This is a genomic window from Methylobacterium platani (assembly GCF_001653715.1).
GTDB lineage: Bacteria > Pseudomonadota > Alphaproteobacteria > Rhizobiales > Beijerinckiaceae > Methylobacterium > Methylobacterium platani.
Window position 1 is genome coordinate 18,451 of sequence record NZ_LWHQ01000077.1, and the last position, 20,468, is coordinate 38,918.

The following is a 20,468-nucleotide window of genomic DNA, read 5'->3' on the forward strand; positions in this document are numbered from 1 at the left end:
CCGCCCCTATGGTCGGGCCGAGGTCGCGGTGTCGTGTACCGTGGATACGGACACATCCTGTCCGAAAAATCACAGGCGTGGAAGGAGAAACGGCGTCGGGCGGGGAGGAAAACATCGGAAGAACGCGCTGCTGCCAGCGGGGTGATTGCCAGCCGGCTCAGGTCGTCTGTGGCACGGCGTACCACAGACGACGAAGCGTCCGGGAGGGTGTTCGTCCTGCGGGAGAAACCCTCATGGTCGCCCCGCCCTCAGGCCCGCCCCGTCCTGGCCAGCGCCCGGGCCAGCGCCTCGCGATGCTCCGCGCTGGTATGGGCGATGGCCTGCGCGGTGGCCGAGAGCTGCAGGAGCGTCGGCAGGCTGGAAGAGCGCCCCTCGCGCAGCAGGCGCTTCGTCGCCCGGACCGCCTGGGGCGGGTTGACGGCGATGCGCGCGGCGAGCGTGCGGGCCGCCGCCATCAGCTCGGAGGCCGGCACCACCTGCGAGACCAGCCCGCAGGCGAGCGCCTCCTCGGCCGAGACGATGTCGCCGGTGAGCGCCATCTCGCAGGCCTTCGACCAGCCGACGATCCGCGGCAGCAGCCAGGCGCCGCCGTCGCCCGGGATGATGCCGATCTTGACGAAGCTCTCGGCGAAGCGCGCCGTGTCGGCGGCGATGCGCAGGTCGCACATGCAGGCGAGGTCGGTGCCCGCGCCGATCGCCGGGCCGTTGACGGCGGCGATCACCGGCACGTCGAGGGCCTCGAAGGCGAGCGGGATCCGCTGGATGCCCTGCGTGTAGTAGGCCATCGTGGCGGCGGGATCGCGGGCGCGCTCGTCGAGCGCGGTCTGCATCGCCCGCAGGTCCCCGCCCGACGAGAAGGCCGAACCGGCACCTGTCAGGATCGCCACCCGCACGCCCGGATCGGCGCCGATCCGGCCGAGCGCCGCGACGAGGCCGTCGACCACGTCGCGCTCGGAGATCGGGTTGCGCGTCTCGGGCCGGTTGAGCGTCAGGGTGACGATCGCCCCGTCCTGCTCGTACAGAACCGCGTCGGTCATGGGGTGTCTCCGGTTATCTCAGCCCGAGGCCGCGGGCGATGATGCCGCGCAGGATCTCGCGGGTGCCGCCGCGCAGCGAGAACGAGGGCGCGTGCAGCGTGGTGTAGGCCAGGACCTCGGCGAAGGCCCGTCCTTGCGGCGTCGGCGGCCCCTCGGCGATCAGGTCGCGGGCGATCTCGGGGATCGCCTGCTCGACGAGGGCGCCGAGATCCTTGACCATCGCGGCCTCGAGCGCCGGGTCGGCGCCGGCCTGGAGCAGCCCCGCCACCGAGCGCGACATGCGTCGCAGCGTGACGAGCTGTGCGGCCAGCCGGCCGAGCGCGATCGCCGCGCGCTCGTCGGCGGCCGGCTGCAGCGCCCGCACCAGCTCGACGAGGAGCCGGAACGACGACAGGAAGCGCTCCGGTCCGCTGCGCTCGTAGGCGAGCTCGCCGGTGACCTGGCTCCAGCCCTCGCCCTCCTGCCCGAGCAGCGCGTCCTCGGGCAGCAGCGCGTCCTCGAACACCACCTCGTTGAAGTGGTGCTCGCCGACGAGGTTGCGGACCGGCCGGATGGTGATGCCCGGCAGGGTGAGGTCGACGACGAACTGGCTCGTGCCGGCGTGGCGGTGCTCGCGGTCGGCCGGCGCGGTGCGGCAGAACAGGATCATGAAGTGGCAGTGGGTGGCGTTGGTCGTCCACAGCTTGGTGCCGTTGACGCGCCAGCCCCCGTCCTCCCGCACCGCCCGGGTGCGGACCGAGGCGAGGTCGGAGCCGGAATCGGGCTCGCTCATGCCGATGCAGAAGAAGCACTCGCCGGCGGCGATCCGGGGCAGGATCGCCCGCTTCTGCGCCTCGGTGCCGTAGCGCAGGAGGCTCGGACCGCTCTGCCGCTCGGCGATCCAGTGCGCGCCCACCGGGGCGCCGGCGCCGAGCAGTTCCTCCAGGAGGACGTAGCGCTCGAGGTTTGAGCGCGCATGCCCGCCATAGGCCGTCGGCCAGGTCAGCCCGAGCCAGCCGCGCTGCCCGAGCTTGCGCGAGAAGGCGGGATCGAGCCCGTTCCAGCTCTGCGCCCGGTCGATCGGCGCGCGATCCTTGAGCTCGGTCGCCAGGAAGTCCCGGATCTCGGCCCGGAAGACCTCCGCCTCGGGCGAGGGCGGCGGCGACGGGAAGGTGAATTGCGGCATCGCGAGAAACTCCCCTCAGGCCGCCGTGATCGCCGGCCACAGCCCGTCCGGACCGGCCGCGATCAGGTGGCGGCCGAGGAGGAGCGCCCACTCGGCCTCGCGCCCGAACTCGTCCCGCCAGGCCCAGAGCCGGCGGGTGAAGAGGTGCAGGCGGTGCTCCTGCGTGAAGCCGATCGCCCCGTGGACCTGGTGGGCGATGGCCGCACCCTGGCCCGCCGCCTCGCCGGTGCGGACCTTGGCGGCGGCGAGCGCGGGCATGAGGCCCGGTCCCCAGGCGTCGACGGCCTCCGCCGCGAGGTCGGCGGCGGCCGCCGCGGAGGCCGCCTGGCCGGCGAGCACCGCGAGGTTCTGCTGCACGGCCTGGAACTGGCCGAGGGCGCGGCCGAACTGGCGCCGCTCCTGGGCGTAGGCCGTCGTCATGGCGCTGACGGCGCCGAGCGCGCCGGCCATCATCAGGGCACGGGTCGCGGCGCCGGCCGCCCGCAGCGCGGGCGCCCCGAACGGCGCCGGCGCCGAGGGCGCGGCGACCGCCTCGAAGCGCACGGCGTCGCGGGGATCGCCGGCGATGCCCGTGCCCGGCTCGATCGCGAGCGCGTCGCGCGGCAGGGCGACGAGGCGCGGCCCGTCCGGGCCCTCGGCCGGCACCACCACCGCCCGGGCGTGGCGCCCCCACGCGACGCCCCAGGCCCGGCCGGTGGCGCGCCCGGCGGCGTCGAGGGTCGCGTCCGCCCCTTCCGCGACCGCGAGCGGCCCGTCCGGCACCGGAAGGCCGGCGCGGGCGAGCGCCAGGCCGGCCAGCATCGTGTCGGCGAGCGGCAGGGGCAGGGCGTGCCGGCCGGCGACCGTCAGGAGCGAGAGCGCGTCGGCGACCGGCACGCCGAACCCGCCGGCCGCCTCGGGCAGGATCGCGGCGGGCAGGCCGGCCTCGGCGAGGGCCGACCACAGGTCGTCGGGCCACTCGCCCGCCGCGATCCGGGCGCGGGCCTGCGGCGTCAGGAGATCGGCGAGCAGGCGGTCGGCGGTCTCGCGCAACGGCACGCCGGCATCGTCCTCGGGGCAGCTCATCGTGTCAGCGTCCCTGGAAGGCGGGCCGGCGCTTCTCGAAGAAGGCGGCCTTGCCCTCGTGGTGGTCGGCGGTCTGGAACAGGGCGGCCTGGGCGCTGCGCTCCCAGTCGAGGACCTCGTCGATCCCGCGGGCGAGCCATTCCTTGGTCAGCGCGGTCGAGAGCGGCGCCAGCCCCTCGAAGCCGCGGGCGAGCGCCAGCGCCCGGTCGAGCGCCGTGCCGTCCGGCACGACCTCGTCGACCATCCCCATGGCGAGCGCCGCCGGTGCGCCGACGGGCTCGGCCCGGAGCAGCATCTGGCGGGCGCGGCCCTGCCCGACCCGGGCCGGCAGGGTGTGGAGCAGGCCGACATCCGCGACCAGCCCGACCTTCGGGAACGAGGCGACGAAGCGGGCGCCCTCGGCGGCCACGATCGTGTCGCAGAGGAGCGCCAGGCTGAAGCCGGCGCCGGCCGCCCAGCCCTCCACCGCGGCGATATAGGGCTTTCCCGACTTCACGATCGCCCGGACGATGCCGTGGAGCAGCCGGAACCGCTCGCGCCCGGCGGCGAGCCCGTCGACCTGCATCGCGGTGAGATCGCCGCCGGCGCTGAACATCGCGGGCCCGCCGGTGACGACGACGGCGCGGATGCCGGGATCGCGCTCGATCCGGTCGATCGCCTCGGCGAGCGCGAGCCGGATCGCCGGCGTGAGCGCGTTGCGCTTGCCCGGCTCGTTGAGCGTCAGGATCACGGTCGCGCCGTCGCGGCGCTCGATCAGAACGGGGGTGTCGGTCGCGCTCACGAAATCGTCCTCTCGTCGGGACCCGCGACGACCGCGCGCCCGGCCTCGGTCATGGCAGCCCCCCGATCGAGGGCATTCCCGGGAGGGAAGGGGATCGGCCGCGGATGATCCCCCGTTCGCGCGAGACGGTCCGCCCGGCCGCGCCGACCCGGACTTCCGCCGGTGCCGCCCCGGCATCTTCCCCAGGCTTCCTCCCCAGGCGTCCGCGGGGCGATGCGATCGGGCGCGGCGGCCGGGTCGGGCGGCCGATCACCGTGACGGATGCGCCGTCCCGGCGCGCCCTGCGCGTGGGAGGGTCCATGCGAGCGGGAAGGCCGGAGCCGCCGGCCGCGCGCGCAGCGGTCGAGGATCGTCGGTCCGTGCCGCCTTTCCTGCGCCGACTCCGTTCGCGTCCGCTCCGCCCCCGCCAAAGCCGATTTCCCCCAGTCCGTTTCCTGGACGTCATTTCATTTGTTGAAATGCCTGTTCAAAACACTGTAGACAGATCCCTGGCGTTTGCAACGCCGCCCGCCGCGCCGGGGAGGTGAGGAGCGCCGTGCGATGCCGTCCTTCCTGCCCGTCACCGCCGCCCTGCGGGTGCTGGAGGTCCTGGCGGCCCTCAACCGGCTCAGGGAGGCGAGCGTCGGCGACCTCTTCCGCGAGACCGGCCTCAACCGGCCGACCATCGTCAGGATGCTCGAGACGCTGATCCATGCCGGGATGGTGGCGCGCCATCCGGCGCGGCCGGTCTACGTCGCCACCGGGCGCACCCTCGAGCTGAGCAGCGGCTACCGCCGGCACGAGGAGATGGCGCTCGCCGCCGCCCCGACCCTGGCGCGGCTGCACGCGGCGCTGCAATGGCCCTCCGACGTCTCGGTCTTCGACGGCGACGCGATGGTGGTGGCGCGCACCAGCCGCGGCGAGGGCGTGCTGCACTTCAACCGCCGGCCGGGCTACCGGGCGCCCCTGCTCGGCACCTCCCTCGGCCTGGCCTACCTCGCCTTCTGTGCTCCCGAGACCCGCGATCGCGCGCTCGCCGCCCTGTCCGGGTCGCCCGAGCCGTGGAACGCGGTCGCGCGCGATCCCCGCGCCGTCGCGGGCCTCCTCGAGGGCGTGCGCCGCAACGGCTATGCCGGCATGATCGAGGCCTACTCGGACGCTGCGTATCACGGCGTCGCCTCGGCGATCGGGGTGCCGGTGCTGATCGGCGGCGTCGCGGCCGGCAGCCTCAACCTGATGTACCTGCGCCACTCGCTGACCGAGGCCGACGTGGTCGCGCGCTTCGTCGCGCCGCTGCGGGAAGCGGCCGAGGAGATCGCGGCGGCGCTGGCCGGGATGCGCGGGGGATGAGGTATGCTCTCCCGGCACCTCGATGACGCCCTCCCGGTCGTTCCGGGGCCGCGGCCGGGAACCGGCGGAACCGCCATGCCACCTCGCACGGACGCGCCATGTCCACCCCCACCCTGAAGCAGATCCGCTTCTTCGTCGCCGCGGTGGATCGGGGCAGCCTGTCCCGGGCGGCCGCGCATCTCAACGTCGCGCAGCCGGCGCTCAGCCAGCAGATCGCCCAGCTCGAGGCGACCCTGAGGAACCCGCTCCTCGGCCGCACCGCCCGCGGCGTGCACCCGACCGAGGCGGGCCAGCGCTTCTACCGCCATGCCCGCACGATCCTGCGCCAGGTCGACGGGGCGGTCGCCGACCTCACCGGGCCGGGCCCGGTGATCGGGCGCGTGGCGATCGGGCTGCCGACCAGCGTCTCGACCATCCTGGCCTATCCGCTGCTCGGCCGGATCCTGCGCGACTATCCGGGCATCCGGCCGGAATTGTTCGAGAGCCTGTCGGGCTACCTGCACGAGCTGATCGCCCGGCGCCGGCTCGAATTGGCGCTGCTCTACCGCGACCGGGCCGAGCCGGGGCTCACCGTGCAGCCGATCCTGCGCGAGGAACTCTTCCTGGTGACGAAGGCCGGCGCGGATCTCCCCGCCGTCATCACGATGCGGGAGGTCGCCGCCCTGCCGCTGGTGATGCCGAGCCCGACCCATACCCTGCGCACGATGGTGGAGGCGGCTTTCGATCGCGAGGGCCTGGCGCTGACCGTGATCGCCGACGTCGACAGCCTGCCGACGATGCGCCGGATCGCCGCCTCCGGCCTCGCCGCCGCGATCCTGCCGATCTCGGGGTTGTCGGGGCTCGACGAGGACGCGCGGCCGGGGATGATCCGCATCGTCGCGCCGACGATCACCCGCCCGCTGGCCCTGTGCTACGCCGCCGACCAGCCGCTCTCCGGGCCCGCCGCCCTCGTCGCCGACCTGATGGTGGGCGAGGTGCGCCGCCTGGTGGAGGACGGCGCCTGGGGCAATGCGATCCTGCTGTGAGGTATAAGATTTTCCGATAGCCACCCCGCGAAATCCGTCTCGATCCCGGGCAGCCCCTCGGCCAGGATACTCCCCAAGCACGAGGAATCGGGGAGGGACGCATGGCCCGCAGGACGTGTCGGCGGGATGCCGGTCTCGAGCGGGGGCGGCCGTGAGCGCCGCCGACGGGCCGCTCGCCGGCATCCGGGTGCTCGACCTGTCGCGCCTCGTCGCCGGCAACATGCTGAGCCTGCAGCTCGCCGATTTCGGCGCCGACGTCATCAAGCTCGAGCCCGGCCGCGGCGACCCGCTCCGCCACTGGCAGGAGAACGGCATCCCGGCCTGGTGGACGGTCTACGGACGCAACAAGCGCTCGATCCGCCTCGACCTGCGCACGCCCGAGGGCAAGGCCGCCTTGCGCCGGCTGGTGCCGACCGCCCAGGTGCTGGTCGAGGGTTTCCGCCCCGGCGTGATGGAGGCGGCGGGCTTTGCCCCCGAGGCGCTGCTGGCGCTCAACCCGCGGCTCGTGATCGTGCGGGTCAGCGGCTTCGGCCAGACCGGCCCTTACGCCCAGCGCCCCGGCTTCGGCTCGCTGATCGAGGCGATGAGCGGCTTTGCCGCCAAGAACGGCTTCGCCGACAAGCCGCCGGCCCTGCCGAACCTCGCGCTCGCCGACATGGTGGCGGGCCTGTCGGGCGCCTTCGCGACGCTCGCAGCTTTACGGGTGGCGGAAGGCCCGGACGGCGCCGGCCAGGTCGTCGATCTCTCGCTGCTCGAACCGCTCCACGCGACGCTCGGGCCGGACGCGGCGATCCACCGGCTCACCGGCCGCGTGCCCTCGCGCGTCGGCAACCGGGTCAGCATCACCGCGCCGCGCAACGTCTACCGCACCCGCGACGGCGAGTGGCTGGCGCTCTCGGCCTCGACGCAGGGCATGGCCGCCCGGCTGTTCTCGGCCATCGGCCGGCCCGACATGATCGACGATCCGCGCTTTGCCACCAATTCCGCCCGGCTCGACCATGTCGAGGAGGTCGACGCGATCGTCGGCGGCTTCATCGGCGCGCGCGACCTCGCCGATAACCTCGCGTTCTTCGAGGCGGCCGAGGTCACGGTCGGCCCGGTCTACGATCCGGCGGGCTTCGCCGAGGACCCGCACGTGAAGGAGCGCGGCGTCCTCGTCGAGGTCGACGACCCGGAGCACGGCCCTGTGCCGATGCACGCGCCGTTCCCGCGCCTGTCGCGCACGCCTGCGCGGATCCGGCGCCTCGCGCCCGCCCTCGGACAGGACGAGGCCGACCTCGCGAGCGAGCTCGACGCGACGGAGGCGTCGCGATGAGGCTGCGCTCGCTCCTGTTCGCCCCGGCCGATTCGGCCCGCAAGGTCGAGAAGGCGCTCGGCGCGGGCGCCGACGCCGTCATCCTCGACCTGGAAGACAGCGTCGCGCCGACCGCCAAGGCGGCGGCGCGGGAGCAGGCCGTCGCGGCCCTGCGCGGCCGGCCGGACGTGCTCGTCGTGCGGATCAATCCCCGCGGCAGCGCCCCGTACCTCGCCGACCTCGCGGCGGTCGTCCCGGCACGGCCCGCCGCGATCCTGCTGCCGAAATGCACCGGGCCCGCCGACCTCCTGATGCTGGCGGGCCAGATCGACGTGCTGGAGGCCGCCGCCGGCATCCCGCCCGGCGCGGTCGGGGTGCTGCTGCTCGCCACCGAGACCGCGCAATCCCTGCGCGACATGGATTACGCCGGCGTGTCGCCGCGCCTGCGCGCCCTGTGCTTCGGCGCCGAGGACCTGTCGGCCGATCTCGGCATCGGCCCGCGCCACCCCGGCGGCGGCTTCGCGGCCCCGGTCGCCGCCGCCCGCGACCGGCTGCTGATCGCGGCCGCCGCCGCCGGGGTCGCGGCGATCGATACGCCGTTCCCCGATCCGCGCGACCCCGCCGGCCTCGGCCTCGAGACCGCCGCCGCCGCGGCGGACGGCTTTTCCGGCAAGCTCTGCATCCATCCGGGCCAGCTCGAGGCGGTCACGGCCGCCTTCACGCCGCCGCCGGAGCGGGTCGCCTGGGCCCGCGAGGTGGTCCGGCTGCTCGACGGCAGCGGCGCCGGGGTCGCGGTCCTCGACGGGCGGATGATCGACATCGCCCACCTGAAGCTCGCCCGCCGCGTGCTCGCGACGGCGCGCGACGAACCGTCGGGAGACCGGCCATGATGCGCTTTCCCAAGGTGAGCCGCGCCGCGGTGGTGCGGTCGTTCAAGGCCCCGGTCTGCATCGAGGAGGTGCCGGTGCCGCAGGAGCTGGAGCCCGGCACCATCCTGACGAAGATCGAGACCTGCTCGATCTGCGGCACCGACGTCCATCTCTGGCAGGGCTCGCTCGCCCTCAAGGTCGACCTGCCGGTGATCCTCGGCCACGAGATGGTCGGCCGCATCGTCGCGACGGGCTCGGGCACCGACCGCGACTCGGTCGGCCAGCCGCTGCGGGTCGGCGACCGCATCACCTGGACCCACACCGCCTGCGGGATCGAACACCTAAGGCGAACCGACGCGGCGAACCGGCACGATGCGGCCGTAAGGATGTCCGGGTTCGGGATCGGTGAGCCGGGTCACCGTGAGCGGTTCGAGGGAGGCGAGTAACAGCATGTGCTCGGGGGCGCTCACCCGGCGCAGGTTCTCGGCCCGCCGCGCGCCGCCCAGTTGCAGGGCGGGGAAGAAGCCGTATACCTCGTTGTGTCCCAGCGGCCCCAGCCGGGCGCGCGCCTGCGGCATGAGCAGTTCGCCGTCCTCGTCTGTGTCCGGATCATAATCCATAAAATTGGAAAGATATATACCAATGGAAAAATCGGGCGAAAATTTTTCCCCGGTTTCGTTGTTGATTCGCGAGCCTTCTGACGAATTGAAAACATCGCTCCTAAGAAAATCGACTATCACGTCGTAGAGTTTTTTGTCCCAAACCCAGAGCTGAGCGAATGCGTCGTAGCCGACGGCCGTCATCTGTGAGGGATTGAACTGTGGATCGTCCTTGAACACCGTATCGATAATGCCCTGATACGGCGCAGGATCGCAGATCCAGTATGTGCCGTCGCGGTAGGCTCCACGCCCGTGCTCCTGCCAGAAGCGCAGCAACGCCCCGGGTACTCGATCAGCATAGCGAGCTGCCTCGTCTGCGGTGATCTTGCGTGCTTGCTCAGGCTCGCCGAGCTCCTGGATCAGGTAAGCGAACATATCTTGTTCAGGCACTTTCTATATCCTCCTCTTATGAAAAAATGCAGATCTTTCGTTGCGCCTCTTTGCGAAAATTTAAGCCTCAAGATTCTCGCAAGTGCTTAGAATAACCTGCATCGGGCATCCCCTATTCGCCATATCCTGAGCATAATCGCGCACCTGCTTCTTGCGGCTGTCGGCTTGAGGCTTATTCCACACGGCGCCGATTGCCGAGTTGATGTTGGTGTTCCCCATCCCCGCGATGTCGGTTGGACTGCCGCCCGCAACCATGTCGAGCCGGTGCAATGCCGCCAAGCTACTTACATGACTCATCCATGCATCCGATCCGTATTTACTGATAAAATTCCTTCTATTTTCACCAATATATCTTGCTTTCTCAGCTTTCTGAGCTGGCTCTGCGAGCTGTCGCATGGCTGGACTGTAATTATCGATATCCGTCACATTCTGCTGCGGAGACTTGGCGTTGAGCTTGTCCTGCTGCATCCGAAGCTGACGCTCGTACTCCTTGGCATCATACCCGTTGCGCTTGAAGCAGATCCGCCGGCCATAGCAGCGGCCGGTCGTGCGCGTCCCGTCGCCGGGACCCGGAGCAGGCTTCGGCTGCGGCGTCGGATTCGGAGACGTCGAGGGCTCGATCGGTCGCAGCATCTCCGGCAGCGGCTGCTCCGTCGGGTCGCGCCGCGAACCATCCGGCGCCAGCGGGCTCGGAAAGCTCGGCGGCAGCGGACGGATCGCCGGCGGGGTCTTCGGGACGACGCCCGGAGCCCAGGGTGCGGGGCTGAAGGCATAGTGCGTTCGCGCGGGCGTCGAACCTCCCTGCGACGGCGCATTCGTCGTCGTCAACATCGCGTACTGCGTGTTCGATGGGGGCGGTCCTTGGTACCGGCCCGTATCGTCGGTGTAGATCAGCCGCCCGACGGCGTTCCTGTGGTTCATCCACCACTCGTCGTCGTGGCGCACCATGGGGCGCCCTTCCGCCCGCACGCTCGACGACCACGTCTTGGGCTCGCACTCCGCCCCCCGCGTCCCCGACCTCACGCCCCCGCCAACCCCCGGCTCGTCGCCGTAGCACTGCCGGATCAGCGAGCCCCGCACGTGCGAGCGCTCGTCGGTCTGGCGCACGCTGTCGGCGGTGCCCGCCCCTTCCACCTGGTGATGCGTGTAGATCCTGTAGGGCACGATCGCGGTCGGCGAGCGGCACCAGTCCATCGCCTCCGCGACGATGATCCCCTCGCCGATCGTGCGCCAATCTTCCTTTCATGAAACTCTTTTTCATTTTACGAAAAAACCAGTTAGATAATATTCAATTTAATACTTATTTAGATTTAACGCCATATGCCACAATGATTCAAAATCGCTGCGATCTATGTAGATTGCTTCAAATTCGCCATCGGCGTTCAACTCATCGAGTTCCGGCGTAGGAACCAGGCCAATTCTCGTGTCTCTTGTTTCAAATTCTTTGCTGGCAACATGCATGTTGCCATCTAAAAAAATGTCTATTTTTCTAATCTCCCAGCGATCATCGTCGATTTCTGACCATAATTCGATTGGATATTTTGGATCGCCGTGCATCCATTTTACTTTGATGTATTTCATTGATTTTTTCCACTTCCCTCGATTCGACCGGCAACCGACAATGGTTTGCTATTTGGCACCACAAACACATGCTCCCGGCCTTGGACGACATTCAGGTCCGATGTCTCTATGCATACATAGTGGCTGAAGCGACGCCCCGCCCATGGAACATTTAAAAACTCCCGAGATAGTTGGTTGTTTGTCATTGCCCCTGGCGCAATGTCAGATAAATACTGCCCGTCGCCATACCGCGCGTCTTTAGGGTTTATGGCCTTTAGAGATGGCATAATTTGTTGAGATGCTAAGATACCAGCCATTCCTTCTGCGCTAGTATAATGATATAAGATACGCTTATTTTTTTCGCGCTATTCTGACACTGTCTACTTCTGATTTCGATTCAATGCGTTTTTTTATCCCTAAATTATACAGCGGCCGCTGCATGTAGTCCGAGAATGCCTCCCCGTCCGCCGGCTTGAGCCCCTTGATGCCCCTCCACACCGCATCCGCCGCCGCCGTTCCCTGCCCCTGCGGGATCGGCGGCACCGGCATCGGCACCGGAACGGGACCCGGCATCGACACCGCCAGTTGCGCGTAGTGCGCGCCCGGACGAACCGCATCCGGCCTCGCGTCGCTCGCCGTCTCGCCCGGCGGCCCGGACGCACCCGGCATCCGCGGCGTGACCTCCTTCTCCTCCGGCGTGTCGTAGCGCTTCGCATCCTTGACGTAAGTCAGACGCCCATACGTGTTCCTGTGGTTCATCCACCACTCGTCGTCGTGGCGCACCATGGGGCGCCCTTCCGCCCGCACGCTCGACGACCACGTCTTGGGCTCGCACTCCGCCCCCCGCGTCCCCGACCTCACGCCCCCGCCAACCCCCGGCTCGTCGCCGTAGCACTGCCGGATCAGCGAGCCCCGCACGTGCGGGCTCTCATCGGTCTGGCAGACTCAGCGCGGCCGACCGATCTGTCGCACGTCGCGGAACCGCCCATACGGATAGCCCGGCTCCGGCGAGGTCTGTTCCACCAACCGGTAGGGTGTGAGCTGAGCAATGACGTCAAAGTATTCCGGCACACGCACGCGTTGTCGGTCGTCTTCGCTGCCGCCGAGCTGGCGAGCTGGCGCGTAGCCGTATACTTCACCGTCCGCCAGGGGGCCCAGACGCCTACGCATGTCATAGAAGTCGTCTGCATCATCTGCAATAATGTCGATAAGCAGGGCGCTAGCAAGAAAATCTTGCGAGTATTCCAATCCCGTCTCGGGATCGGCAGGTACGGCAGCTGCATATCCTACGCCGAGTTCGGAGCTATGGGGGAATGCCGTCATGCCGTACTTTTTTTCTGTGCCACATTAGAGCCGCCTCGCCTTCACCAGTATAAGCAACCATACTGATGTCCTCTGGTCTCATCTCCGGGTCGCCCGCGAAAATGGTTCTGACCAGGGGATCGAATAGGACGGGATCGCAGATCCAGAAGTACCCGTCCCGGTAGGAACCCCATCCGTGCTCGACCCAGAAGGTGATCAGCGCCTCGGGCACGCGGCCTCGGTAGCGTGCCGCCTCGTCAGGCGCGAGCCTGCGGGCGTTCTGCGGCTCGCCGAACTGCTCGACGAGCATGGCAAACACATTCTTTTCAGCCATAGGGTGCAATCCTTTTTCGCGAGTCATGTCATATAAATGTTTTTATTATTTCCGGCGTATTAATCTTATATAATGATCGTGATTCGCAGGAAGATGTAACAATCCTATATTGTTTGTATCAATCATGATGCCGCTTTCGAGAAAAAGAACGACGCTCATATCAAATCGATCGGTAAATTCGCGATTTTCAACATCAATTATAACCACTCCTTCCATTCCTCCCCCGAGATCTACAATATCTCCTAGCTTGACATTCTGACCATCTGGATAATTCATATTGTTCTCCTACTTCGCAAAGAATTCAATAGGCATTGAACCTGCGGGCGGTGGAAGCCCATCCCGAGCATCAACTGCAAGTTTAGGAAGCGGCTTCCAAAAGCAGTCACACTTTGGCCATGGAATCTGTTGCGCCTGGTATAAATTGTAGTGATCACCGGGTAGTGGCCAATGGGGCTTCGAAGGCGGAACAAGATCAAGCCTATAACCAATGGTGCCAAGATGAACGATTTTACCGCTTACGGTTCTGCATGGCGGACATGTTTTATCCTTGTCAGATCGGCTTACTCTAAGCGCTCCACTCTGTGAATGTTCATTGGCGCGATCGTCAGGCTTGATTCCGAGATTGTACAGCGGCCGCTGCATGTAGTCCGAGAACGTCTCCCCTTCCTCGGGTTTCAGTCCCTTGATGCCCCTCCACAGCGCATCCGCCGCCGCCGTTCCCTGCCCCTGCGGGATCGGCGGGACCGGCACCGGCACCGGAACGGGACCCGGCATCGGCACCGCCAGTTGTGCGTAGTGCGCGCCCGGACGAACCGCATCCGGCCTCGCGTCGCTCGCCGTCTCGCCCGGCGGCCCGGACGCACCCGGCATCCGCGGCGTGATCTCTTTCTCCTCCGGCGTGTCGTAGCGCTTGGCATCCTTGACGTAAGTCAGACGCCCATACGTGTTCCTGTGGTTCATCCACCACTCGTCGTCGTGGCGCACCATGGGGCGCCCTTCCGCCCGCACGCTCGACGACCACGTCTTGGGCTCGCACTCCGCCCCCCGCGTCCCCGACCTCACGCCCCCGCCAACCCCCGGCTCGTCGCCGTAGCACTGCCGGATCAGCGAGCCCCGCACGTGCGAGCGCTCGTCGGTCTGGCGCACGCTGTCGGCGGTGCCCGCCCCTTCCACCTGGTGATGCGTGTAGATCTTGTAGGGCACGATCGCGGTCGGCGAGCGGCACCAGTCCATCGCCTCCGCGACGACGATCCCCTCGCGAACCGTCCGCGAGCCCTCCCGCGGCAGGCTCATGCGCCCGCCTCCGCGCTCAGCCCGTGCTCGCCCGACACCGCCAGGCCCGCCGCCCCGGCCAGCGGCAACACCCCCAGCACCGCCCCGTGATAGGCCGGGCAGCGCGCCACCCAGCCGCGCCAGGTCAGGTCCACCCGCCAGGGCGCCGCCTCCGCCCGCAGGTCGAGATGCACCCCGTCGAGGTGCAGCCGCGCCGACACGCCCCGGCCGTCGAACCAGGCGTGGTGGGCCACCGGCACCAGCCCGGGCAACCGGAACGCCAGCGCCCCGCCCGGCACCAGCCCGTCGAGCCGCACGGTCTCGTCGCCGTGGAGGCGTGGCCGGATCAGGGCGGGCGCGGCGGTCTGGAAGAAGCGGTAATCGAAATCCGCCGGCATCTGCGGGCAGCGCTCGCGAAGCCACGCCTCGTCGCGGGTGCCGCAATGCCCCTCGCGCCAGCGCCAGAACGGCGGTACCGGGCCGAAGCCGGCCGGGCGCGCGACCGCGAAGGGATCGGCGAGGGCCGCCTCCGGCGCCTCGATCCGGGGCGCCGGCAGCACCCGGCCGACCGGGCTCCAGTCCCGGTGCAGCTGCCCCGGGCCGATCGGGTTGTCGGGGCTCGTCGTGCCCTCCGGATCGCCCACGATGCGCCCGCCCGCGGCGAGGCGATAGTCGAGCGGCACGCGGGTGGCGGGCTCGGCCGGGCCGAGCTTCCAGGTCGGCCGCAGGAAGCGCAGCGCCGGTTGCCAGGCGCGCGGCCCGTGGACCCGCAGCGCCGCCCGCGTCTCGCCCACCGTCAGCGCGACCGTCCACGAGCGGGCCAGCCTACCGCCGGGCGCGTGGGCGTGGCCGAGGACGGTCACGTCGGCGCTGGGCTTGTAGGGAATCAGGTCGCCGACCTGCACGAGCGGCGTGCGATGGGGATCGCCGGCATAGACGTCGTTGAGCACGAGCGCCTGGGTGTCGGCGAGGCTGAGCGCGCCCTCGGCGGAGAGGTCGTAGCGGCCGCGCACCGCGACCACCGCCATCCCGATCCCGTCGCGGTGCAGGTCGCCGAAGCCGAGGGCGGCGAAGGGCGTGTCGTTGCGGATGAGCATCGGACGTCCCCGTCAGCGCGACGGGTTGAGGTCGATGACCTTGCCCCAGTGCTTCACCTGGTCGGAGAAGTCGGTGGTGAAGGTCTTGCCCGTGATGGTGACGTCGCCGTCCTTGTCCATGGTCAGCGTCGAATCGCCGACAACGATCCGGAACACCTCGCCGACCGTGCGGGTGTGGGCCACGCGGACAGCACATCGTCTGCAGCGAGCCTACCGCTCCGCGGGATTGCGCCAATCACCCGGCTCGCCCAGCCGCGCGACCAGGAGGCGGTCGAATCCGACGAGACCGTCCAGGAACCGCAACTCGATCACCCGGCCCCCGTCGATGAAGAACGAGATGCGCCGATCCCCGGCCGCCAGCTCGGCGGGGGAACCTCCCACCGTGGCGGTGGACAACTTGGCCGTCGCCGTTGCGAGGGTCTCGCGGGCGGCATCGAGGCCCAGCGGCATCGCGGCGCCCGCATCCGCCTCGATCGCGATCAGGCGGAGCCGATCGCGCGGGTCGGGCAGCCCCTGCACCCGCGAGACCGCGCCGATGCGCAGGACCACGCCGGATGCGCGGGGCGTGACCGCCTCGCCGTTCCCGTCGAAGGCGGCCGGCAGGGGCAGGCCTAGGGCCGCGAGCCAGGCCTCCAGCCAAGCGCCGACGGCGGTACAGTTGATGCGGCGGACGGCTTCGCCCATGAGAGCAGGGGTCATCGCCATCTCAGTCGGACCACTTCGGCAGCTTGATCCGCTCCCACTTCGTGCCGTCGAAGCGGGCGACACTGGTCAGGCCGAAGGCCCACAGCGCGTCCGCGACGCCGTCCACCGTGTTGATGTCCTTGAATACGGCGGATGGGCCGGTCGTGAGCTGCCGGATGCGGCCGTCGCAGACGAAGACGCCGCGCGGGCCGGCGTAGCTCGACAGGTAGATCTTGTCCCTGAAGCGGGTCACGGTGTTGAAATCCGGTTGGCCCTCGCAGGAGACGAGCGTGAAGCCCTGGCGGGCATTGCCGCGCAGCAAGGTCCCTTCGCGCCCGCAGATCCAGACCGTGTCGGCGTCGTCTACCAGGATGTCGTTGAGGAAGGCTGCCGTCGGCACGGGAATTTTTTGTGATCGTGTTCCATCCCAATGATATACGGCACCATCCTGGCCGCACATATAGACGTCGTTCTCGTTGCTACCGTGGATACTCATGAGCATCAGACCCCTGGTAAAGAGAGCGAGGCGACGATCGCTCTCGGCTTTCTCATCGGGATGTGCTTCCCAGTAGGCATCTAGCTCGGCAAAAGTTGCTCCCTCTCCTTTGATGGCGAAGGCCCAGTTTGGATCGACATAGTCATCGAAGAGCGAGAGATCGAGTGGGACCCACAGGCCGTTCTCATTCCGACGGTAGTTGTTCCCATAATCACCACAGGCTAAAAGCGTGCTTCCCGCTTGCCGAATAGCGGCAATTCTACCAGTTTTTTTTGTGAGTTTAAGACCGCCATCAATAATGGGTGCGCACTTGAACGATGGTTCTGGCGAAAAAACATTTCCGTCTGATGACACGTAGACTGCAATTCGACCTCCTTCAGGACGATGGTACAATGCTATGTATTGAGTGGACACAGGAGCATCAGCATGACCCCACCCGCCTTTATAATACTGATATACGCGAGTGAAATTATCTTCGATTTCATTATCACTGGGAATGCCTGACGCATAAAAAATATCTTCTGTGATAGCGCGAGCCCGGGGAATTTTGTAATTGATCATCGTTAAGTCCTGCTTAGTGAACAGTGGGATATTGACTGGAAAGAGCAGATATAGTGTATGGGGATGGGGGAAGGCGCGAATCTCCTTAAGTACGCCCTAGCATATTTGGATTTTCATTCCCGAGTTCTTCGTCAAAGCCGGATTTTATCTGCTCTGCGCATTTGCTGCGCGCTACGATCATTTGCTTCTCACTAACTCGGCGAATTTCTCTGATCGGCGAGGTGCCTTTAGGAAAAGATGGTGTATCAGGGTGATTGTTTCCAAGTTTCTCGATTTCTTTATCGACCTGATGGGCCACCCAGTGCTCTGAACCAGGGGTTTCCTTCTGCCCCCTCACACAAATAGACATACCATCCCAATATCCTGCGAGCCCTCTGATCCTCTTCAAGCCAACAATGCCCTCCTTACGACTTCCATAGCGCTTGACTTGATCGGGCATAATATGATGCGCTTCTCCATCAATACAAGCTTTCGAGCAAACCTTTGACATTTGCCGGTAGGGAGCGACGACGCAAGGACACTCGTTCGGCCGTCGCGACGTACGCGCCCCGGTGAAGATCTTGACCAGCACGCCACCGATCAAAACTGCCCCGGCCCGCGCCCCGTTGATGAGCGGCGGGATCACGATCCGCCCGCCCTGGATCACCACCCCGGCGGCGCCGACCGAGGAGGCGGGGCCGGCAAACGAGGTCGCCTCGGGCAGCACGGCGCCGACTCTTCGGCCGTCATCCATCAGCGGCACGATCGCGCGCGGATCCGCAACCTCGGCCTGCTCCATGTCCTTGGTGTAGATCAACTTGCCGTAGGTGTTGCGGTGGTTCATCCACCACTCGTCGTCGTGGCGCACCATCTCGCGCCCCTCGACGAACACCGAGGACGACCAGGTCTTGGGCGTGCATTCCGCGCCCGTTGTCCCCGAGCGGATCCCGCCGCCGATGCCCGGCTCGTCGCCGTAGCAGCGCAGCACCAGCGAGCCTCGGGCATGGGTGCGCTCGTCGGTCTGGCGGATGCTGTCGGCGAGTTCGGCGGCGTCGGCCTGGCGGCACCAGATCGTGTAGGGCACCGGCACCATCGCGGCGCCCTGCGGCGTCAGGCAGATGTCGGGCACCTGCGAGACGATGAGGCCGTCCCGGATGTCGCGGGAGCCTTCGCGGGGCCAGGTCATGCGATCACCTCCGGCTCGCGCAGGCCGTGCTCGCCCGAGACCGGCAGGCCGTCGGCGTCGGCGAGCCGGACCGGCAGCAGCACCGCGCCGTCATAGGCCGGGCAGGCCTCGACCCAGCCGCGCCAGGTCAGGTCCACCCGCCAAGGACCCTCGTCCCGGCGCAGGTCGAGATGGACACCGTCGAGCGTCAGCCGGGCATGGATCTGGCGGCCGTCGAGCCAGTGGTGGTGGGCGACGACGGCCAGGCCGGGCAGCGTGACGCGGAGCATCCCGCCACCCGGCACCAGCCCGTCCAGGCGCAGCTCCTCGTCGCCCCGGATGTGTGGCAGGACGAGGTCGCCGTGGGCCGTCTGGTAGAAGCGATAATCGAAGTCGTCCGGCAGGCGCCGCTCCGGGGCGGCCTGCCAAGCCTCGTCGTAGGTGCCGGCATGCGCCTGGCGCCATGACCAGAACGGCGGCACCGGCCCGAAGCCCTGCGGCAGAGGCCTGGCGAACGGGGCGTCCACCGGGGCGCGGGCGCTGTCGATCTGCGGCGCCCGGCACGGCTTGCCGACGCGGCTGAAATCACGATGCAGAAGCCCGGGGCCGAGGAGATTGCGGGCGTCGGCGCCGCCTTCGGGATCGCCGACATACCGGCCGCCCGACGCATAGCGGTAGTCGAGCGGGACGCGCGTGGCCAACTCCGCGGTCCCGAGCTTCCAGGTCGGCGTGAGAAAGGCGAGGGCCGGCTCCCACGACCGTGGGCCGTGCACCCGCAGCCGGACGCCGTGATCGCCGATCGCGAGCGCGACCTCCCAGCGCCTCGTCGCCCGGCCGTTCGGCGCGTGGGCCGCGCCGAGCAGCGTGACGTCCGCGGCGGGCTTGTAGGGAATGAGATCACTCACGCGGAGCAGGGGCGTGCGCAGCGGGTCGCCTTCGTAGACGTCGTTGAGGACGATCGCCTGGTCCTCGGCGAGATGGAGCGAGCCGTCGGGATCGAGCCCGTAGCCGGCGCGCACGCAGAGCACCGCCATCGGCGTGCCGTCGCGGTGGAGCTGCCCGAATCCCATCGCGGCGAAGGGGGTCTCGTTGCGGATGAGCATCGGCCCGCCCTCAGCGCTTCGGGTTCAGGTCGATGACCTTGCCGAAGGCCGTCACCGAATCGGAGAACCCGAGCAACATCTTCGTGCCGGTGATCGTGACGTTACCGTCCTTGTCCATCGTTAGCGTCGATTTTCCGACGACGACCTGGAACACCTCGCCGACCTTGACCAGCATCTCCTGGCCGACCTCGATCACGTACTGCTCGCCGACCGTGTGGGTGTGCGCCTTGCCGACGTTCTCCCGCATCGTCTGCCCGACATTGACGACCTTGCTGACGCCGACCTGCTCGGTCGAGGCGATTCCGGTGGTGTTGTTCTGGAAGCGGGTGACCATCGTGTTCATCACGCCGCCCAGGCCGCCCATCATCCCGCCGACCTGGCCGGCGAGCGCCGTGCCCGCCGCCGCCATGCCGGCCCCACCGGCGGTTCGCATGCTGCGCACGCTCGCGTCGTTGATCCCGGCCCGGGTTCCGTCGATGCCGGCGCCGATCAGCCCGCCGATGCCGCCGCCGCCCACCAGCCCGCCGAACCCCGTCGCCAGCGCCCCGAGGGCGGAGGCCGCGGGATCGCCCGCGGCATCGCCACCGCCCGTCCCGGCCGGCCCCGCGAGCGCCCCCGCATCGACCGGCGCCGCCCCGCCGTCCCCGGAGGCGGCGCCCATCGCGTCCATCGCGACGCCCATCGCCTGGCCGAGCAGCCCCGCCGTCTGCCCCGACATCGCGGACATCGCCGCGGCCAGGGCCGCGCTCGCCGCGCCCCCCACCGCCCCCACGGTGAGCGACCGCGAGCCCCCGATCGCCTGGTTCTGGTTGTGGCCCACCTCGAACGAGTGGTTCGCCCCCACGCTGCCCACCTGGTTGGCGTCCACCCGCGCCGTCGCGTCGTTGAGCACCTTCGTGGTCATGTCCTTCTGGGCATGCGTGAACAGGTTCTCCCCGCCCGCCACGTCCTCCATCGAGATCTCGTTGTAGCCCCGACCCTTGTAGGTGTTCGATCGCACCACGAGCTTGGTCTTGTGCCCCGGCAGGTCGTAGGGCACCGGGTTGTTGGGGTTGGGCGCGATCCCGACCACGATCGGCCGATCCGGATCGCCCTCCTGGTAGGCCACCAGCGCCTCCATCCCGACCCGCGGGATGATCTGCTGGCCCCAGTTGCTGCCGCCCCACGACTGCGTCACCCGCACCCAGCCGGTATCCGTCCCGTCGCCCCGCGCACGCCGGTCCCAGGGCAGGGTCAGCTTCACTCTTCCGAATGCGTCGGTGTGGATCTCCTCGCCCGGTGGGCCGGCGATCCGCGCGATC

25 protein-coding genes are annotated in these 20,468 nt (G+C 68.4%); 5 read left to right on the forward strand and 20 right to left on the reverse strand.

Translation table 11 applies throughout. The features are described from left to right. Positions 1 to 248: 248 nt before the first annotated feature. From A5481_RS29265 to A5481_RS29280, 4 genes are read right to left on the reverse strand one after another with little or no spacing between them, the layout of a single operon-like run. The gene (locus A5481_RS29265) at positions 249 to 1,037 is read right to left on the reverse strand and encodes a crotonase/enoyl-CoA hydratase family protein (RefSeq protein ID WP_048435768.1); all 789 of its coding nucleotides are present in this window, start codon (positions 1,035 to 1,037) and stop codon (positions 249 to 251) included. 13 nt (positions 1,038 to 1,050) lie between these two features. Next, the gene (locus tag A5481_RS29270) at positions 1,051 to 2,202 is read right to left on the reverse strand and encodes an acyl-CoA dehydrogenase family protein (protein WP_048435767.1); all 1,152 of its coding nucleotides are present in this window, start codon (positions 2,200 to 2,202) and stop codon (positions 1,051 to 1,053) included. Positions 2,203 to 2,217: 15 nt separating this feature from the next. Further along, positions 2,218 to 3,267 (reverse strand): acyl-CoA dehydrogenase family protein, encoded by a 1,050-nt coding sequence (locus tag A5481_RS29275; protein ID WP_048435766.1) that lies wholly within the window; start codon positions 3,265 to 3,267, stop codon positions 2,218 to 2,220. 4 nt (positions 3,268 to 3,271) lie between these two features. Then, entirely contained in the window at positions 3,272 to 4,048 is a 777-nt protein-coding gene (locus tag A5481_RS29280; RefSeq protein ID WP_048435765.1) for an enoyl-CoA hydratase/isomerase family protein, read from the reverse strand. A 540-nt stretch (positions 4,049 to 4,588) separates the two neighbouring features. On the opposite strand from A5481_RS29280, the gene A5481_RS29285 reads away from it, so the two are divergent. The 5 genes from A5481_RS29285 (at position 4,589) to A5481_RS29305 (ending at position 9,011) form a co-directional block, all read left to right on the forward strand. Next, positions 4,589 to 5,377: a helix-turn-helix domain-containing protein gene (locus tag A5481_RS29285; RefSeq protein ID WP_048435764.1), complete on the forward strand. Its 789-nt coding sequence runs from the start codon at positions 4,589 to 4,591 to the stop codon at positions 5,375 to 5,377. A gap of 98 nt (positions 5,378 to 5,475) precedes the next feature. Then, positions 5,476 to 6,402: a LysR substrate-binding domain-containing protein gene (locus A5481_RS29290; protein WP_048435763.1), complete on the forward strand. Its 927-nt coding sequence runs from the start codon at positions 5,476 to 5,478 to the stop codon at positions 6,400 to 6,402. A gap of 151 nt (positions 6,403 to 6,553) precedes the next feature. Further along, entirely contained in the window at positions 6,554 to 7,717 is a 1,164-nt protein-coding gene (locus A5481_RS29295; RefSeq protein ID WP_064504466.1) for a CaiB/BaiF CoA transferase family protein, read from the forward strand. Then, positions 7,714 to 8,586, forward strand: a complete 873-nt coding sequence (locus A5481_RS29300; RefSeq protein WP_048435761.1) for an HpcH/HpaI aldolase/citrate lyase family protein — start codon at positions 7,714 to 7,716, stop codon at positions 8,584 to 8,586. Before A5481_RS29295 ends, A5481_RS29300 begins: the two co-directional genes overlap by 4 nt. Beyond that, on the forward strand, positions 8,583 to 9,011 hold the full coding sequence (locus A5481_RS29305) for an alcohol dehydrogenase catalytic domain-containing protein (RefSeq protein WP_048435760.1): 429 nt from the start codon (positions 8,583 to 8,585) through the stop codon (positions 9,009 to 9,011). The genes A5481_RS29300 and A5481_RS29305 overlap by 4 nt, the downstream gene beginning before the upstream one ends. Here the strand turns inward: A5481_RS29305 and A5481_RS33000 are convergent. The 16 genes from A5481_RS33000 to A5481_RS29355 all read right to left on the reverse strand — a co-directional run. Then, positions 8,907 to 9,614: a GAD-like domain-containing protein gene (locus tag A5481_RS33000; RefSeq protein WP_156311987.1), complete on the reverse strand. Its 708-nt coding sequence runs from the start codon at positions 9,612 to 9,614 to the stop codon at positions 8,907 to 8,909. The genes A5481_RS29305 and A5481_RS33000 overlap by 105 nt on opposite strands. A gap of 60 nt (positions 9,615 to 9,674) precedes the next feature. Then, the gene (locus A5481_RS29310; protein WP_064504467.1) at positions 9,675 to 10,808 is read right to left on the reverse strand and encodes a PAAR-like domain-containing protein; all 1,134 of its coding nucleotides are present in this window, start codon (positions 10,806 to 10,808) and stop codon (positions 9,675 to 9,677) included. A gap of 99 nt (positions 10,809 to 10,907) precedes the next feature. Further along, positions 10,908 to 11,195, reverse strand: coding sequence for a DUF6881 domain-containing protein (locus tag A5481_RS34315; protein ID WP_156312271.1), 288 nt, complete (start codon positions 11,193 to 11,195; stop codon positions 10,908 to 10,910). Then, positions 11,192 to 11,521 (reverse strand): HYD1 signature containing ADP-ribosyltransferase family protein, encoded by a 330-nt coding sequence (locus A5481_RS35975; RefSeq protein WP_425339779.1) that lies wholly within the window; start codon positions 11,519 to 11,521, stop codon positions 11,192 to 11,194. The genes A5481_RS34315 and A5481_RS35975 overlap by 4 nt, the downstream gene beginning before the upstream one ends. Positions 11,522 to 11,525: 4 nt before the next feature. Then, a complete protein-coding gene (locus A5481_RS29315) occupies positions 11,526 to 12,092 on the reverse strand; it encodes a DUF4150 domain-containing protein (protein WP_064504468.1) in 567 nt (188 codons plus the stop codon). A gap of 27 nt (positions 12,093 to 12,119) precedes the next feature. Beyond that, positions 12,120 to 12,497: a T6SS immunity protein Tdi1 domain-containing protein gene (locus tag A5481_RS29320; RefSeq protein ID WP_082173644.1), complete on the reverse strand. Its 378-nt coding sequence runs from the start codon at positions 12,495 to 12,497 to the stop codon at positions 12,120 to 12,122. Then, a complete protein-coding gene (locus tag A5481_RS29325) occupies positions 12,478 to 12,810 on the reverse strand; it encodes a GAD-like domain-containing protein (protein WP_064504469.1) in 333 nt (110 codons plus the stop codon). Before A5481_RS29325 ends, A5481_RS29320 begins: the two co-directional genes overlap by 20 nt. A gap of 45 nt (positions 12,811 to 12,855) precedes the next feature. Further along, entirely contained in the window at positions 12,856 to 13,086 is a 231-nt protein-coding gene (locus tag A5481_RS34320; protein ID WP_156312101.1) for a hypothetical protein, read from the reverse strand. A gap of 9 nt (positions 13,087 to 13,095) precedes the next feature. Beyond that, positions 13,096 to 14,103 (reverse strand): DUF4150 domain-containing protein, encoded by a 1,008-nt coding sequence (locus A5481_RS33010; RefSeq protein WP_082984976.1) that lies wholly within the window; start codon positions 14,101 to 14,103, stop codon positions 13,096 to 13,098. Continuing rightward, positions 14,100 to 15,179 carry a DUF2169 family type VI secretion system accessory protein gene (locus A5481_RS34845; protein WP_064504470.1) on the reverse strand — a complete coding sequence of 360 codons (1,080 nt, stop codon included), beginning with the start codon at positions 15,177 to 15,179 and terminating at the stop codon, positions 14,100 to 14,102. Before A5481_RS34845 ends, A5481_RS33010 begins: the two co-directional genes overlap by 4 nt. Before the next feature lie 12 nt (positions 15,180 to 15,191). Further along, entirely contained in the window at positions 15,192 to 15,362 is a 171-nt protein-coding gene (locus A5481_RS34330; RefSeq protein ID WP_156312161.1) for a hypothetical protein, read from the reverse strand. Between the two features lie 27 nt (positions 15,363 to 15,389). Next, positions 15,390 to 15,878 carry a hypothetical protein gene (locus A5481_RS29335; RefSeq protein ID WP_156655665.1) on the reverse strand — a complete coding sequence of 163 codons (489 nt, stop codon included), beginning with the start codon at positions 15,876 to 15,878 and terminating at the stop codon, positions 15,390 to 15,392. Positions 15,879 to 15,885: 7 nt separating this feature from the next. Beyond that, positions 15,886 to 16,920, reverse strand: coding sequence for a beta propeller repeat protein (locus A5481_RS34335; RefSeq protein ID WP_156655666.1), 1,035 nt, complete (start codon positions 16,918 to 16,920; stop codon positions 15,886 to 15,888). Between the two features lie 85 nt (positions 16,921 to 17,005). After that, complete coding sequence (locus A5481_RS29345) at positions 17,006 to 18,085, reverse strand: DUF4150 domain-containing protein (protein ID WP_064504473.1); 1,080 nt, start codon at positions 18,083 to 18,085, stop codon at positions 17,006 to 17,008. After that, positions 18,082 to 19,167, reverse strand: a complete 1,086-nt coding sequence (locus A5481_RS29350) for a DUF2169 family type VI secretion system accessory protein (RefSeq protein ID WP_053082501.1) — start codon at positions 19,165 to 19,167, stop codon at positions 18,082 to 18,084. Before A5481_RS29350 ends, A5481_RS29345 begins: the two co-directional genes overlap by 4 nt. Before the next feature lie 10 nt (positions 19,168 to 19,177). Next, on the reverse strand, positions 19,178 to 20,468 hold a 1,291-nt coding region (locus A5481_RS29355; RefSeq protein WP_156655667.1), incomplete at its 5' end, for a type VI secretion system tip protein TssI/VgrG.

Excerpts from the sequence above, each read along its gene's own strand:
- A5481_RS29265 (WP_048435768.1), bottom strand. The coding sequence starts at position 1,037 with ATGACCGACGCGGTTCTGTACGAGCAGGACGGGGCGATCGTCACCCTG.
- A5481_RS29270 (WP_048435767.1), bottom strand. The coding sequence starts at position 2,202 with ATGCCGCAATTCACCTTCCCGTCGCCGCCGCCCTCGCCCGAGGCGGAG.
- A5481_RS29275 (WP_048435766.1), bottom strand. The coding sequence starts at position 3,267 with ATGAGCTGCCCCGAGGACGATGCCGGCGTGCCGTTGCGCGAGACCGCC.
- A5481_RS29285 (WP_048435764.1), top strand. The coding sequence starts at position 4,589 with ATGCCGTCCTTCCTGCCCGTCACCGCCGCCCTGCGGGTGCTGGAGGTC.
- A5481_RS29290 (WP_048435763.1), top strand. The coding sequence starts at position 5,476 with ATGTCCACCCCCACCCTGAAGCAGATCCGCTTCTTCGTCGCCGCGGTG.
- A5481_RS29300 (WP_048435761.1), top strand. The coding sequence starts at position 7,714 with ATGAGGCTGCGCTCGCTCCTGTTCGCCCCGGCCGATTCGGCCCGCAAG.
- A5481_RS29305 (WP_048435760.1), top strand. The coding sequence starts at position 8,583 with ATGATGCGCTTTCCCAAGGTGAGCCGCGCCGCGGTGGTGCGGTCGTTC.
- A5481_RS29310 (WP_064504467.1), bottom strand. The coding sequence starts at position 10,808 with ATGGACTGGTGCCGCTCGCCGACCGCGATCGTGCCCTACAGGATCTAC.
- A5481_RS34315 (WP_156312271.1), bottom strand. The coding sequence starts at position 11,195 with ATGAAATACATCAAAGTAAAATGGATGCACGGCGATCCAAAATATCCA.
- A5481_RS29320 (WP_082173644.1), bottom strand. The coding sequence starts at position 12,497 with ATGACGGCATTCCCCCATAGCTCCGAACTCGGCGTAGGATATGCAGCT.
- A5481_RS29325 (WP_064504469.1), bottom strand. The coding sequence starts at position 12,810 with ATGGCTGAAAAGAATGTGTTTGCCATGCTCGTCGAGCAGTTCGGCGAG.
- A5481_RS34320 (WP_156312101.1), bottom strand. The coding sequence starts at position 13,086 with ATGAATTATCCAGATGGTCAGAATGTCAAGCTAGGAGATATTGTAGAT.
- A5481_RS33010 (WP_082984976.1), bottom strand. The coding sequence starts at position 14,103 with ATGAGCCTGCCGCGGGAGGGCTCGCGGACGGTTCGCGAGGGGATCGTC.
- A5481_RS34845 (WP_064504470.1), bottom strand. The coding sequence starts at position 15,179 with ATGCTCATCCGCAACGACACGCCCTTCGCCGCCCTCGGCTTCGGCGAC.
- A5481_RS29335 (WP_156655665.1), bottom strand. The coding sequence starts at position 15,878 with ATGACCCCTGCTCTCATGGGCGAAGCCGTCCGCCGCATCAACTGTACC.
- A5481_RS34335 (WP_156655666.1), bottom strand. The coding sequence starts at position 16,920 with ATGATCAATTACAAAATTCCCCGGGCTCGCGCTATCACAGAAGATATT.
- A5481_RS29345 (WP_064504473.1), bottom strand. The coding sequence starts at position 18,085 with ATGACCTGGCCCCGCGAAGGCTCCCGCGACATCCGGGACGGCCTCATC.
- A5481_RS29350 (WP_053082501.1), bottom strand. The coding sequence starts at position 19,167 with ATGCTCATCCGCAACGAGACCCCCTTCGCCGCGATGGGATTCGGGCAG.